At 68.8% G+C, this 14795-nt stretch carries 10 protein-coding genes and 1 pseudogene; 6 read left to right on the plus strand and 5 right to left on the minus strand.

Features of this window, described 5'->3' with window-relative positions:
* Positions 1 to 102: 102 nt before the first annotated feature.
* A complete protein-coding gene (locus AB0G10_RS20800; protein ID WP_360923844.1) occupies positions 103 to 1371 on the minus strand; it encodes an ABC transporter substrate-binding protein in 1269 nt (422 codons plus the stop codon).
* Positions 1372 to 1592: 221 nt separating this feature from the next.
* Here AB0G10_RS20800 and polA point away from each other — a divergent pair, with 221 nt between their 5' ends.
* On the plus strand, positions 1593 to 4286 hold the full coding sequence (polA, locus tag AB0G10_RS20805) for a DNA polymerase I (protein WP_360923847.1): 2694 nt from the start codon (positions 1593 to 1595) through the stop codon (positions 4284 to 4286).
* 61 nt (positions 4287 to 4347) lie between these two features.
* Positions 4348 to 4743, plus strand: a complete 396-nt coding sequence (locus AB0G10_RS20810; protein WP_360923850.1) for a metalloregulator ArsR/SmtB family transcription factor — start codon at positions 4348 to 4350, stop codon at positions 4741 to 4743.
* On the opposite strand, the pseudogene AB0G10_RS20815 reads toward AB0G10_RS20810, so the two are convergent.
* The 3 genes and pseudogenes from AB0G10_RS20815 to AB0G10_RS20825 all read right to left on the minus strand — a co-directional run.
* Positions 4736 to 5056: pseudogene (locus AB0G10_RS20815) on the minus strand (DUF3140 domain-containing protein); the annotation flags it as partial. The gene AB0G10_RS20810 and the pseudogene AB0G10_RS20815 sit on opposite strands and share 8 nt — an antisense overlap.
* Complete coding sequence (locus AB0G10_RS20820; protein WP_360923853.1) at positions 5049 to 5267, minus strand: DUF2945 domain-containing protein; 219 nt, start codon at positions 5265 to 5267, stop codon at positions 5049 to 5051. The pseudogene AB0G10_RS20815 and the gene AB0G10_RS20820, both read right to left, overlap by 8 nt.
* A gap of 658 nt (positions 5268 to 5925) precedes the next feature.
* Positions 5926 to 6738, minus strand: coding sequence for a methyltransferase domain-containing protein (locus AB0G10_RS20825; RefSeq protein ID WP_360924985.1), 813 nt, complete (start codon positions 6736 to 6738; stop codon positions 5926 to 5928).
* Positions 6739 to 7068: 330 nt separating this feature from the next.
* Between AB0G10_RS20825 and rpsA the strand changes: the two genes are divergently transcribed.
* The 3 genes from rpsA to uvrB all read left to right on the plus strand — a co-directional run bounded on the left by rpsA (position 7069) and on the right by uvrB (position 12468).
* Positions 7069 to 8571, plus strand: coding sequence for a 30S ribosomal protein S1 (rpsA, locus tag AB0G10_RS20830; protein WP_360923856.1), 1503 nt, complete (start codon positions 7069 to 7071; stop codon positions 8569 to 8571).
* Between the two features lie 245 nt (positions 8572 to 8816).
* Positions 8817 to 10001, plus strand: a complete 1185-nt coding sequence (gene coaE / locus AB0G10_RS20835) for a dephospho-CoA kinase (protein WP_360923859.1) — start codon at positions 8817 to 8819, stop codon at positions 9999 to 10001.
* 361 nt (positions 10002 to 10362) lie between these two features.
* Complete coding sequence (gene uvrB / locus AB0G10_RS20840; RefSeq protein ID WP_360923862.1) at positions 10363 to 12468, plus strand: excinuclease ABC subunit UvrB; 2106 nt, start codon at positions 10363 to 10365, stop codon at positions 12466 to 12468.
* Positions 12469 to 12847: 379 nt separating this feature from the next.
* Here uvrB and AB0G10_RS20845 read toward each other — a convergent pair whose 3' ends face one another.
* Positions 12848 to 13183, minus strand: coding sequence for an antibiotic biosynthesis monooxygenase family protein (locus tag AB0G10_RS20845; protein ID WP_360923865.1), 336 nt, complete (start codon positions 13181 to 13183; stop codon positions 12848 to 12850).
* A gap of 448 nt (positions 13184 to 13631) precedes the next feature.
* Between AB0G10_RS20845 and AB0G10_RS20850 the strand changes: the two genes are divergently transcribed.
* Positions 13632 to 14666, plus strand: a complete 1035-nt coding sequence (locus AB0G10_RS20850; protein ID WP_360923868.1) for a TerC family protein — start codon at positions 13632 to 13634, stop codon at positions 14664 to 14666.
* The last annotated feature ends 129 nt before the right edge of the window (positions 14667 to 14795 follow it).

The following is a 14795-nucleotide window of genomic DNA, read 5'->3' on the forward strand; positions in this document are numbered from 1 at the left end:
AAGGGCGTGAGGGAAGCTCTCAGGCCGCGGCAGAACGGGCGAGGGCCCGGCCAGATGGCCGGGCCCTCGCTGAGAAGGTGGAGCTGCTACGCGAACCTGCTATCAGCCGTCGATCTTGCCGGTCTGGTAGGCGACGTTCTTGTAGGTGTTGTCGGCGCCGTACTGGTAGATGCCGATGGTGGCCTCGGACGGGTCACCGGCGTCGTTGAACGAGATCGGGCCGCTCACGCCGTCGTAGTCGATGTCCTTGCCGCCGGCGAGGGCTTCCTTGCACTGCTGGAAGGTGGTGCACTTCTCGCCGTCCTTGGAGACCGCGGCGAGCTGCTTCGAGTAGTCGCCGGGGGCGTCGCTCTTGGCGGCCTCGGCGGCCAGCGCGGTCAGGATCGCGGCGTCGTAGGACTCGGCGGCGTAGGAGAAGTCCTTCAGGGCCGGGTCGACCTCGAGGAGCTTCTTCTGGAAGTCGTCGCCCGCCTTCGCGCCGGGCAGGGTGCCCTTGGCGCCCTCGAAGGTCCCGTTCGGGAACTCCGAGCCGTAGTTCGACAGGTTGCCGTCGACGAAGTACCACTTCTTCGACTTGGCGGTGAGGCCGGCCTCGACCAGCTTCGGGACGATCTTCTTGGTCTCGTCGAAGCCGATCATGATGATCGCCGACGGGTTGGCCTGCTTGATCTTGCCGATCTCGGCCGAGAAGTCGGCCGCCTTCGGGTCGTAGACCTCCTCGGCGACGACCTGGCCGCCACCGCTCTCGATCGCGGCGCGGGCCGACTTCGCGAGGCCGGTGCCGTAGGCGTCCTGGAGGACCAGCATGCCGACGGTGGCGTTGCCGTCGGCGACGACGAGGTCACCGAGGACGCGGCCCTGGAGCACGTCCGGCGGGGCGGTCCGGTAGTAGAGGCCCTTGTCGTTGTACGTGGTGAACTGGTCCGACGTGTTGGCCGGCGAGATCTGCACCACGCCCGCACCGGTGATCTTGTCGATCACGGAGAGGGAGACCGAGGACGAGGCGGCGCCGATGATGACGTCGACCTTCTCGGCGAGCAGCTTGTTCACGGACTGGCTGGCGATGTCGGTGGAGGTGTCGCCGGAGTCGGTGTCGCTGACGACGACGTCCTTGCCCAGGACGCCACCGGCGGCGTTGATCTCCTTGGCGGCCAGGTCGACGCCGGCGAACTCGGGCGGGCCGAGGAACGCGAGCGAACCGGTCTGCGGCAGCAGGGTGCCGATCTTCAGCACACCGTCGCCGGCAGCGGCAGCGGGAGCCGAGGAGGAACCCTCGGTCGGCTCGTCGTCGGAGTTCGAGCACGCGCCCAGGGCAAGGCAAGCGGCACCAAGCACGGCGACGCTGCGCCATGCGAAGTTGCGGCGGATCATCAATTCTCCTTTGTCCAGCGCGGTGGGTGCGTTGGTGGGCTCCCACTGCCATGACGCTGATGCTGTGGAAACTTAAAGGGCCGAAGTCCTCCGCACTAGGGCTGGACGCTGGCTGCAACAGGAGAGTTGCCTATCCGTAACCTTCCGCAAGTGTCAGACGATTGGCGTCCCGAGAGCGGCGCGTCCGGGATTGTCGTACCCGGCGACTAGAGTTCTCCGACGTGAGCGACGACGCCCAGACTCCACGCCTCCTGCTGCTCGACGGCCACTCCCTGGCCTACCGGGCTTATTTCGCGCTCCCGGTGGAGAACTTCAGCACCGCCACCGGCCAGCCGACGAACGCTGTCTTCGGCTTCACCTCGATGCTCATCAACATGCTGCGCGACGAGAAGCCGACGCACATCGTGGTGGCGTTCGACCTGTCCCGCCGGAGCTTCCGCACCGAGAAATACGCCGACTACAAGGCCGGCCGCTCGGAGACGCCACAGCCCTTCCAGGGTCAGGTCAGCCTGATCAAGGAGGTGCTCGAGGCGCTGCGCATCCCGGTCGTGGAGAAGGAGAACTACGAGGCCGACGACGTCATCGCGACGCTCGCCACCCAGGCGCGCGCGAGCGGCATGGAGGTGGTCATCTCCACCGGTGACCGGGACGCGTTCCAGCTCTCCGGCGAGCACGTCACGATCATCTACCCGGTCCGCGGCGTCTCCGAGGTCTGGCGGATGACGCCGGAGGCGATCGAGGCGAAATACTTCGTGCCGCCCCACCTCTACCGCGACAAGGCGGCCCTGGTCGGCGAGGCCAGCGACAACCTGACCGGCGTGCCCGGCGTGGGCGACAAGACCGCCGCCAAGTGGATCAATGAGTACGGCGGCCTGGACGGCATCATCGCCAACGTCGACAAGATCAAGGGCAAGGCCGGCGAGAGCCTGCGCGCCCACCTCGCCGACGTGATGCGCAACTACGAGCTCAACCAGCTGGTCTGCGACCTCGAGCTGCCGCTGCGCCCGGAGGACGTCCGCTGGCCGGGGTGGGACCGCGAGGCGGTGCACGCCGTCTTCGACGCCCTGGAGTTCCGGGTGCTGCGCGAGCGGCTCTACTCCTATCTCGAGTCGGTCGAGCCCGAGGCCGAGTCCGGCTTCGACCTCGACGGCGCGATCCTCGCCACCGGCGCCGTCTCGGCCTGGCTGCGCGAGCACGCCGGCACCGCCCCGGTCGGCGTCGCGGTCACCGGCCGCTTCGGCCGCGGCACCGGCGAGCTGACCGGCGTCGCGGTCGCCACGGCGGGCGGCCCGGCCGGGTGGTTCGACCCGGCCGCGCTCGACGAGGACGACGAGCGCGCCGTCGCCGCCTGGCTGGCCGAGCCCGGCCGCCCCAAGGTGGTGCACGACGCGAAACCGGCGCTGCTCGCGTTCCGGGCACACGGCTGGGAGCTGGCCGGCGTCACCACCGACACCGCCCTCGCGGCCTACCTCGCCAAGCCCGACCAGCGCGCCTACGACCTGAACGACCTGGCCCTGCGCTACCTCAAGCGCGAGCTGCGGGTCGACGAGCCCGACAACGGCCAGATGAGCCTCATGGACGGCCTCGGCGACCAGGGCGCCGCCGAGATGAACCTGATGCTCCGCGCCCGCGCCACGCTCGACCTGGCCGAGGTGCTCACCGCCGAGCTGTCCCGCGACGGCGGCGAGTCGATGCGCCTTCTGGCCGACGTGGAGCAGCCGCTCTCGGTGGTGCTCGCCGGGATGGAGCAGCTCGGCATCGCGGCCGACACGCACTACCTCTCCGAGCTCGAGGCGCACTTCGCCGCCGAGGTCAAAGCCGCCCAGCAGGCGGCGCACGAGGTGGTCGGCCGGGAGTTCAACCTGGGCTCGCCCAAGCAGCTCCAGGAGATCCTCTTCGTCGAGCGCAACCTGCCGAAGACCAAGAAGATCAAGTCGGGCTACACCACCGACGCCGACGCGCTGCAGAGCCTCTTCGCGCAGACCGCCGACCCGCTGCTGGAGCACCTGCTGCGCCACCGCGACGTGGCGAAGCTGAAATCCACCGTCGACGGCCTGCTCAAGTCGGTCTCCGACGACGGGCGGATCCACACGACGTTCAACCAGACCGTCGCGGCGACCGGCCGGCTCTCGTCGACCGATCCCAACCTGCAGAACATCCCCATCCGTACGGAGGAGGGCCGCCGGATCCGCCGCGCCTTCGTCGTCGGACCGGGCCTCGAGCAGCTCATGACGGCCGACTACAGCCAGATCGAGATGCGGATCATGGCGCACCTCTCCGGCGACGACGCGCTGATCGCCGCGTTCAACTCGGGGGCCGACTTCCACGCTGCCACCGCGTCCTCGGTCTTCCACGTCGGGCTCGACGAGGTCACGGCCGACCAGCGTCGCAAGATCAAGGCGATGAACTACGGCCTTGCGTACGGTCTGAGCGCGTTCGGCCTCTCGAACCAGCTCACCATCTCCACCGAGGAGGCCCGCGGCCTCATGGAGGAATACTTCGAACGCTTCGGCGGCGTCCGCGACTACCTCCAGGCCGTGGTGGCGCAGGCCGGCAAGGACGGTTACACGGCGACCATCCTGGGCCGCCGGCGTTACCTGCCCGACCTGCTCAGCGACAACCGCCAGCGCCGCGAGATGGCCCAGCGGATGGCGTTGAACGCGCCGATCCAGGGCTCCGCCGCCGACATCATCAAGATCGCGATGCTGCGGGTCGACGAGGCGCTCGAGGATTCCGGCCTCGCCTCGAAGATGCTGCTCCAGGTGCACGACGAGCTGGTGTTCGAGGTGGCGCCCGGCGAGCGGGAGCAGCTCGAGGAGCTGGTCCGCCGGGAGATGGGCGGCGCGTTCCCGCTCTCGGTGCCGCTGGAGGTGTCGGTCGGCGGCGGCCGGGACTGGAACAGCGCGGACCACTGAAGTCCGTAATCGGACGGGTGGCATTTCCCCATATCTTGCGGTGATCTGCCACTCTGGTCCGATGCCGAGTGGATCGATGTCGATGGAGATCACCGAGTCCCGGCCCTCACCGGTGCTCTCGATCATCGCCCAGGTCGCGGGGGCGACCCTGGTGCGCGGGTCGCTCGAGGCCGATCGGGCAGCCGTGATCGCCGGCATGTTCAAGGCCCTCGGCGACCCGGTCCGGCTCCGCCTGCTGTCGATGATCGCCTCGGCGCCGGAGGGCGAGATCTGCGTCTGCGACCTGAGCGGAGAGTTCGCGCTGACCGGGCCGACGATCTCGCACCACCTGCGGATCCTCCGCGAGGCCGGGGTCGTCGACTGCGACCGGCGCGGCACCTGGGTCTACTACCGCGCGGTGCCGGAGACGCTCTCGCTGCTGGCGGACGTGCTGGAAGTCAGTCCTCTCAGCCCTTGAGCGGATCGTGTCCCCAGTTCATCAACGAGTACCGCCACCGCGTCTCGGTCACGTCCCCGTCGGGGCGCTGGGCGGCGTGCCGGTGCACGTATCCGACGACCTTCCGCATGTGCTCCTCGTCGCCGTCGCTCAGCTCGGACTTCTTCTTCCCGAGAATCTTGACGATCTTCCGCCCGGAGTCGTGCCCCACCGACTCGGCCCCGGACGACGACTTCTGACCGACGTCCTTCGACTCGTCGCTCTCCAGCCACTTGCTGAGCTCCGAGGCGGTCATGTTCACGGCGTCGCGGAACTCCGCGTGCACGTCAGCCATGGCGCAACGACCCCGGCTTGTGCACGGCCTCGCGCCCGGTCTTGTCGCTCTTCACCTTGTACTGCGGCTCGTCCGCCGAGGCCGCCACGGTGCGGCCGGCCGCTTCGGTCCGCTTGGTGATCTTCTGCTCGACGGTGCCGCGGACGTCTTCGCCGTGACTGCGCCAGGTCACTTTATCGCCTTTTTTCAGGCTTTTCTTCTCGCTGCTCATGCCCTGCTCGATACCCGCCACCGCCCCCCGGAAACAGCCCCGCCCCAATCGGGTCCCGGTCGCCGGCTGCAGCCCATGGTCGTGACACGCCGGTCGGGGAGCGATGGGCTGCAGCCGGGTTGGCTCGGCTGCAGTGCATGGTGGTGACACGCCGGTTGCGGGAGCAATACGCTGCAGCCGTCCCGCGCACCGAGCCGTCCCGCGCACCGAGCCGGCTGCACGTCAGCGCTCTCTCCGCGCCCGTTTTGTCGCCCCGGCGTGCAGCCGGCCACTCTGGCTGAACGTCAGGGCTGCTTCTGCGCCCGTTTTGTCGCTCTAGCGTGCAGCCAGCCCAACCTGGCTGAACGTCAGGGCTGCTTCTGCGCCCGTTTTGTCGCTCTAGCGTGCAGCCAGCCACTCTGGCTGAACGCCACGGCTGCTTCTGCGCCCGTTTTGTCGCTCTAGCGTGCAGCCGGCCACTCTGGCTGAACGTCAGGGCTGCTTCCGCGCCCGTTTTGTCGCTCTGGCGTGCAGCCAGCCACTCTGGCTGAACGCCACGGCTGCTTCCGCGCCCGATTTGTCGCTCTGGCGTGCAGCCGGGCCACTCCGCCAGCCAGGCCACGCCGCCAGCGCGGCACGGCCCGGCCCGGCCCGGCCCGGCCCGGCCCGAGAACCCCGATCAGCGCGGCAGGTCGCAGACGAAGATCGCGGTGCCAGGGAAGAGCCGCCCCCTCAGCGGACTCCACTGCCCCCAGATCTGCGTGTGCCCTTCCGGCCATTCCGGCTCGACCAGATCGCGCAGCACGAACCCCGCCCCCACGATCTCCCGGATCCGATCGCCGAGCGTCCGGTGCTGCTCCAGGTAGGTGACCGAGCCGTCCTCATCCCGCTCGACATACGGCGTACGGTCGAAATACGAGTTCCGCACCACAAGCCCCGACTCGTCCGGCTCGTCCCAGAACGCCCACCGCATCGGATGCGTCACCGAGAACACCCAGCTGCCGCCCGGCCGCAGCACCCGGGCCACTTCGCGCATGGCGGCGGCCGAGTCGGCGACGAACGGGATCGCCCCGAACGCCGTGCACACGATGTCGAACGCGTCGTCCGCGAAGGGCAGCGCCAGCGCGTCGGCCTGCACGAGCGGCACGCTCACCCCGCTGCGCGCGGCCGCCTCCAGCGCATGCCGCAACATCCCCGCCGAAAGATCGAGGGCCATCGGGTACGCGCCCTGCAGGCGCAACCACCGGCTCGCTGCCGCGGCGCCGGCTCCGAGTTCCAGGATCTTCTTTCCGCGTACGTCGCCCAGAAGTCCCGCGTCCGCTTCCCGCAGACGTTCGGGGCACCACACGAAGTCGGCGTCGCCGAGGAAGGCCCCGTGCTCGTCCTGGTAGTCGTCGGCGTCCAGATCCCACCAGGAGCGGTTCGCCCGCCGGGCCTCCGACTCGGTCACGGCCGGAGAGGACGCGGCGGGCCGGGCCGAAAGGGGAGCGATCTCAGTCACGCGGCAACGGTACGGCAGGCGTGTCGCCGGTTACGATTCGGCCCATATGGGTCATGCTGGCTGGTTCCGGACCAACAATGTGCCGCGGTACTCAGGAGGGCTTGCAACCTGTGGTAATGCGCACGGTAAGCTAGTCGATGCGCTCGCGGATCGTGTGCCTCGGCAGGGAGCAGGTTCCGTGGTCGCCGGTCTCGGCATGATCGACTGCATTGATCTGACTCGCTTCGGGTGGGTCGTCTCGCTCGTTCGTGTCGCGGCCTGCGGCAGTTCCGTCGAGCGCGGGAGACACCACGAATCCATCCGTTCGGAGCAACTGTCCACATGACGAGCAGCATCGAGGCCACCTCGAGCGCCAACAAGGTCACCGTCGACGATCTCGGTTCTGAGGAAGCTTTCCTCGCCGCCATCGACGAGACCATCAAGTACTTCAACGACGGCGACATTGTCGAAGGCACCGTCGTCAAGGTCGATCGGGACGAGGTCCTGCTCGACATCGGCTACAAGACCGAGGGCGTCATCCCCTCGCGCGAGTTGTCGATCAAGCATGACGTGGACCCCGCGGAAGTGGTGTCGGTTGGTGACCACATCGAAGCCCTCGTCCTCACCAAGGAGGACAAGGAGGGTCGTCTGATCCTCTCGAAGAAGCGCGCTCAGTACGAGCGTGCCTGGGGCACCATCGAGAAGATCAAGGAAGACGACGGCGTCGTCCGCGGCTCGGTCATCGAGGTCGTCAAGGGTGGTCTCATCCTCGACATCGGCCTCCGTGGCTTCCTCCCGGCCTCCCTGGTCGAGATGCGCCGCGTCCGCGACCTCCAGCCGTACGTCGGCCGTGAGCTCGAGGCGAAGATCATCGAGCTGGACAAGAACCGCAACAACGTGGTCCTGTCCCGCCGCGCCTGGCTCGAGCAGACGCAGTCCGAGGTTCGCACCGAGTTCCTCAACAAGCTGCAGAAGGGCCAGGTCCGCAAGGGCGTCGTGTCCTCCATCGTCAACTTCGGCGCCTTCGTGGACCTGGGTGGCGTGGACGGCCTGGTGCACGTCTCCGAGCTCTCCTGGAAGCACATCGACCACCCGTCCGAGGTCGTCGAGGTCGGCCAGGAGGTCGAGGTCGAGGTGCTCGACGTCGACCTGGACCGCGAGCGCGTCTCGCTGTCGCTGAAGGCGACCCAGGAGGACCCGTGGCGTCAGTTCGCCCGGACCCACGCGATCAACCAGATCGTCCCGGGTAAGGTCACGAAGCTCGTTCCGTTCGGCGCGTTCGTCCGCGTCGACGACGGCATCGAGGGCCTCGTCCACATCTCCGAGCTCGCCGAGCGTCACGTCGAGCTGCCCGAGCAGGTCGTGCAGGTCGGCTCGGACGTCCTGGTCAAGGTCATCGACATCGACCTGGAGCGCCGCCGGATCTCGCTGTCGCTCAAGCAGGCCAACGAGGGCTTCGTCGAGGGCGAGGAGCACTTCGACCCGACCCTCTACGGCATGGCCGCGACGTACGACGCCGAGGGCAACTACATCTACCCGGAGGGCTTCGACCCGGAGACGGGCGAGTGGCTCGAGGGCTACGAGAAGCAGCGCGAGACGTGGGAGAAGCAGTACGCCGACGCCCGCGAGCGCTGGGAGGCCCACACCAAGCAGGTGCAGGCGTCCCGCGACGCCGACGCCGAGGCCGCGCTCAACCCGGCTCCGGCCGGCGGCGTGACCACCTCGTCGTCGTCCTCCTCGAGCTCGTCGGCCCCGGCGCGCTCGGCCGAGGAGCCGGCCGGCACCCTGGCCACCGACGAGGCTCTCGCCGCTCTGCGCGAGAAGCTTGCCGGCGGCAAGAGCTGACGCAGGCAGTAGCCGAAGGTTAGATCGACGAAAGGCCGTCCCGACTCCGGTCGGGGCGGCCTTTCGCCTTTCCGGGAGCAGCCGCCCGGAAGGAGCCGGTTCGGAGCAGCCGCCGGGAAGGAGCCGGCCCGGAGCAGCCGCCCGGAAACAGCCGGTCCAGAACAGGCGGGACCGAGATCGCCGGATGACGGGATTTCCCGGGCCGGGGAGCGCTGTCGATCGAGTGCACCGGGATACTGGTCCCCATGCTGAGGGTGGGACTGACGGGCGGGATCGGCGCGGGTAAGAGTGCCGTGGCGAAGCGCCTCGCCGAACGCGGCGCCGTGATCATCGACGCCGACCTGCTCTCCCGCGAGGTGGTCCGGCCCGGGACGGAGGGCCTCGCCGAGATCGTGGCGGCGTTCGGGGCCGGGGTGCTGACCGCCGGCGGCGAGCTGGACCGGCCGGCCCTGGGCGCCAAGGTCTTCGGCGACGAGCACGCCCGGCGGACCCTCGAAGGGATCATCCACCCCCGGGTGCGCACCCGGACGGCCGAACTGACCCGCGCGGCGGCCCCGGACGCGATCGTCGTGAACGACGTGCCACTTCTCGTCGAGGCGGGGCTGGCTCCCTCGTACCATCTGGTCCTGGTCGTCCAAACCGACCGTGACCTGCGCATCAAGCGTCTCACGCAGCTGCGCGGCATGACGGCGGCGGAAGCCGCCGCCCGCATCGGCGCCCAGACCGACGACGGGCGCCGCCGTGCCGCCGGCGACGTGGTGATCACGAACGACGCCGATCTCGACGATCTGCACGCCCGGGTGGATGTGCTGTGGCGGGACCGGATCGTCGGGTTCGAGCGCAATCTGCGGACCGGCAGATCCGTCGTGAACACCCACGACGTGCGGATCCTGCCGGCCGATCCGGAGTGGCCGGTGCGCGCCGAACGGCTGATGGCACGCATCAGGCACGGCCTCGGCGGCGACGCCGACGTGCGGCACATCGGCTCGACCTCGGTGCCCGGCCTGCCGGCGAAGGACGTCATCGACCTCATGCTGAGCGTGCGCACCCTGGCCGAGGCGGACGCGCTGGCCGGCCGGCTCGGCGAGATCGGGTTCCCGCGGCGGGCCGGGGAGTGGTTCGACAACGCCCGCGGGACACCCGGTCTGACCTGGCCGAAACGGTTTCACGGGAGCGCCGACCCGGGCTGTGAGGTCAATCTCCACGTGCGGGTGGCGGGGTCGCCGGGCTGGCGGTTCGCGCTGCTCATGCGGGATCACCTGCGCGCGGTGCCGGAGGCGCGAGACGCCTATGCCGCGGCCAAGGCCGCGTGGGCGGAGAGCTTCCAGGACCGGATCGGGTACGCCGAAGCGAAGGAACCCTGGTTCGACGCCGAAGCACAGGCCGCCGACGACTGGGCGGAAGAGGTGGGCTGGCAGCCGGGCCCCTGATCGTGCCTGCCCGGCTTTGGGCGCCTGTCCGGCTTTGGGTGGCTGCCCGGCTTTGGGTGACTGCCCGGCTTTGGGTGGCTGCCCGGCTTTGGGTGACTGCCCGGCTTTGGGGGCTCTCGCGGCGGCCGGTCGGTGCGACCCACCGCGGGTGCGCCCGGCCGGGTGATCCCGGGAGCGCATCGACCACGGTGCGGCAGGTGATCTCGGTGGATCACCGGTGCCTGCGGCCGCCGCGAGCGGCCTACCCAGCCAGGGTAGGTGGCCCGTCAAGGCCGCGACAATGCCGCAGGCCTGGGCGTTTTGTGCACCCACCGCACGGCTCGGCGGCAACTTGTCATACCCCCGACGTACCGTGTGGGGCATGGCGCTCGACATCCCACGACTCGACAACCGGTTCGAGGTCGTCAGCGAATTCCAGCCCGCGGGCGACCAGCCCGCCGCGATCGACGAGCTCGAGCGGCGCGTGCGCCGCGGCGATCGGCACACCGTGCTGCTCGGCGCCACCGGCACCGGCAAGAGCGCCACGACGGCCTGGCTCATCGAGCGGCTCCAGCGGCCCGCCCTCGTGCTCGCGCCCAACAAGACGCTCTGTGCCCAGCTCGCCAAGGAGTTCCGCGAGCTGCTGCCCAACAACGCCGTCGAATACTTCGTCAGTTACTACGACTACTACCAGCCCGAGGCCTACATCGCCCAGACCGACACCTACATCGAGAAGGACTCGTCGGTCAACGAAGAGGTGGAGCGCCTGCGCCACTCGGCGACCATGTCGCTGCTGACCCGGCGCGACACGGTCGTGGTCGCCACGGTGAGCGCGATCTACGGCCTCGGCACCCCTCAGGAATACGTCGAACGCGCCGTCAAGGTGAAGGTCGGCGGCGAGATCGACCGCGACAAGCTGCTGCGCCGCCTCGTCGACATCCAATACACACGCAACGACATGGCGTTCCAGCGCGGCACGTTCCGGGTCCGGGGCGACACCCTCGAGATCATCCCGGCCTACGAGGAGCTGGCCGTCCGGGTCGAGCTCTTCGGCGACGAGGTGGAGAAGCTCTACTACCTCCACCCGCTCACCGGCGAGGTGGTCCGCGAGGTCGACGAGCTGGTCATCTTCCCGGCGACGCACTACGTGGCCGGCCCGGAGCGGATGGAGCGGGCGATCCGCGACATCGAGGCCGAGCTGGAGGAGCGGCTCGCCGAGTTCGAGCGGCAGGGCAAGCTGCTCGAGGCGCAGCGGCTGCGGATGCGGACGACGTACGACATCGAGATGATGCGCCAGGTCGGCTTCTGCAACGGCATCGAGAACTACTCGATGCACATGGACGGCCGCCGCCCCGGCGAGCCGGCCTACACCCTGCTCGACTACTTCCCCGACGACTTCGTCACGGTCATCGACGAGTCACACGTGACGATCCCGCAGATCGGCGGGATGTACGAGGGAGACGCCTCCCGCAAGCGCATCCTCATCGAGCACGGGTTCCGGCTGCCCAGCGCCGCCGACAACCGCCCGCTGCGCTTCGACGAGTTCCTCGAGCGGGTCGGCCAGATGGTGTTCCTGTCGGCCACGCCCGGCCCGTGGGAGATGGAGCACGCCCAGGGCGAGTTCGTCGAGCAGGTCATCCGGCCGACCGGCCTGGTCGACCCGGAGGTCGTGGTGAAGCCCACGAAGGGCCAGATCGACGACCTGATGCACGAGATCAAGCTGCGTACCGAGCGGGACGAGCGCGTCCTGGTCACCACGCTCACCAAGAAGATGGCCGAGGACCTCACCGACTACCTCCTGGAGAACGGCATCCGGGTGCGCTACCTGCACTCCGAGGTCGACACGCTGCGCCGGGTCGAGCTGCTGAAGGAGCTGCGCAAGGGCGACTACGACGTCCTCGTCGGCATCAACCTGCTGCGCGAGGGCCTCGACCTGCCCGAGGTGTCGCTCGTCGCGATCCTCGACGCCGACAAGGAGGGCTTCCTGCGCAGCGGCCGTTCACTGATCCAGACGATCGGCCGGGCCGCGCGAAACGTCTCCGGCGAGGTCCACATGTACGCCGACAAGATCACCCCCTCGATGCGCGACGCGATCGAGGAGACCGACCGGCGCCGGGCCAAGCAGATCGCCCACAACGAGGCCAACGGCATCAAGCCGCAGGCCCTCCGCAAGAAGATCCACGACATCCTCGACGACATCTACCGCGAAGCCGAGGACACCGACGCCGCGATCGTGGGCGGCGCCGGCCGCCAGATGTCCCGCGGCAAGGGTCCGGTGCCGGAGACGCGCTCAAAGGCCCGCAGCGCCGGTGGGCCGGCTCGCGAGGGCATGGCCCGGGCCGAGCTGGCACAGCTGATCCAGGATCTCAGCGATCAGATGCTGGCGGCGGCGCGGGAGTTGCAGTTCGAGCTGGCGGCCCGGATCCGGGATGAGGTGGCGGAGCTGAAGAAGGAGTTGCGGGGGATGGATATGGCGGGGGTGAAATAAGGGTTTTCGGGTTTGGCCGTCGGGGCCGGCGGGCCCGGGCCGGGGCCGGAGGGGGCCGGGCTGGAGGGGCGGACCGGTTGGGCCGGGGCCGGGGGCCACGGTGTGTGGGGGCAGGCGTGCCTTGGGCTGGGTGGGCCGGTGCCGGCTTGGTGGGTGGCGCGGGTGCTCGTCCTGGGTGGGTCGCTGCCGGCTTCCAAACCCCGGGCGGTTCATCCTGGGTGGGTCGCTGCCGGCTTCCAAACCCCGGGCGGTTCATCCTCGGTGCCTCGCCGCCGGCTCCCAAGCCCGGGGCGGGCTCGTCCTGGGTGAGTCGCCGCCGGCTTCTAAGCCCCGGGCTAAGCCCTTGCGAAGCCTCCGTCGGGGGCCGCTGCAAGCCTTCTCAGGCCGCGAAGAAGTCGTGGTCGGGGTCGGGACGGGCTCCGGCCGGGACCACGTCGGTGAAGAACTCGGCCAGCGGGGGCTGGGCCAGCGTCGTCGCGATGAGGGCTCGCCACTGGGCGAAGCGCTCGGTGCGGCGGAAGTTGTGCTCCTGGGCCTCCATGCTGTCCCACTCGACCAGGAGCATGAAGCGGGTGGTTCCCTCGACGCCGCGTTTGACCCGGACCGAGCGGCAGCCCGGTGCGCCCGCGATGGTGGGGCGGGCCAGGCGGTAAGCCTCCAGGAAGTCGCCGTCGCGGCCGGGCAGTACGTCGATCAGCGTTACTTCGAGAACCATGTTGGCAAGCGTCCCATACGGGCGGGATGGAAAGCTTACTAGGATGCCTTGGGAACTGTGAGGGTTCGCCCGAAAACTGACCGTCACCGGGGTTAGCCTGGGATGAAACGCGAATGAATGCGACGCGCGGCGGGATCCCCGCCACTCTTGGGTCTCCCGGTGTGCGTTTCCGGGACAGGATGCGCAACAATGGCTCCCGTGGGAGGGGAGTATTCCCCTGCTCCGGTCTCGTCAGCACGGAACGCCGCTCGCGGCGGGCCCGGGACCGGCGGTCGTGGCTCGACGAGCCTCGGCGGAAGAGACCTCCGACAGTCGCACGTCGCTGCCCTCGCTCGGCCACGAGTCTCATCGTGTCGGGTTCCGGTCACTCGTGGCTCACTCACCGAGCCGACGAGTCTCGATCTCGGAATCCGGGTAACCCGTTACCCACGATGAAACTCGCATTCGAATGGGTGCAGCGACGACCCGTGTCTGCCGGAGGTCCTCGTTGAACGTTCCTGTCTGGGTCTGGGGCGCCACCCTCGTCGCGTTGGTGGCCGTTCTCGCCGTCGATCTGCTGATCATCGGGCGCAGACCACACGAGCCCAGCATGAAGGAAGCCGGTGGCTGGGTCGCGTTCTACGTCGGCCTGGCGGTCCTCTTCGGCATCGGGGTCTGGGCGACGGCGGGCGGTCAGGCCGCCGGTGAGTTCTACACCGGCTGGCTGACTGAATACTCGCTGAGCGTCGACAATCTCTTCGTCTTCGTGATCATCATGGCGCGCTTCGCCGTGCCGCGGCATCTGCAACAGAAGGTGCTGCTCATCGGCATCGTGCTGGCGCTGGTGATGCGCGGCGCGTTCATCGCCGCCGGCGCCGCGCTGATCTCGCAGTTCTCCTGGGTGTTCTACATCTTCGGCGCGTTCCTCGTCTACACGGCGATCACGTTGCTGAAGGGCGGCGAGAACGACGAGGAGGACTTCAAGGAGAACCTGCTCATCCGCTGGGCGAAGCGGGCGCTGCCGCTCTCCTCGTCCTTCGGCGACGGCCGTTTCAGCGTGGTGACCGAGACCGGCAAGCGTCTCTTCACCCCGATGCTGATCGTCATGATCGCGATCGGCACCACCGACCTGATCTTCGCGCTCGACTCCATCCCGGCGATCTTCGGCATCACCAAGGAGCCGTACCTCGTCTTCACCGCGAACGTCTTCGCGCTGATGGGTCTGCGCCAGCTCTTCTTCCTGCTCGGCGGCCTGCTGCAGCGCCTGGTCTACCTCAACATCGGCCTGGCCGTGGTGCTCGCCTTCATCGGCGTGAAGCTGGTCCTCGAGGCGCTGCACACCAACACGCTGTCCTTCATCAACGGCGGCCACGGTTTCCACTGGGCCCCCGAGATCCCGATCTGGCTGTCCCTGCTCGTGATCCTCGGCACGCTCGCGATCGCCACGGTGGCAAGCCTGATCAAGTCGTCCCGGGACCGCAAGAAAGAGCTGATCAGCAACTGACAACCCCTCTTGGGTACGGCCGGAGCGCCGTGCCGGAGGACAACCCGAGAACATCGCGAGCCCGGACGGCGCCCTGTCGTCCGGGCTCACGCTTTCCCTCGTACCCATGGGCCTGAACCGCAAGTGACC

Origin of the sequence: Actinoplanes sp. NPDC023714, assembly GCF_040639855.1 — a bacterium.
GTDB lineage: Bacteria > Actinomycetota > Actinomycetes > Mycobacteriales > Micromonosporaceae > Actinoplanes.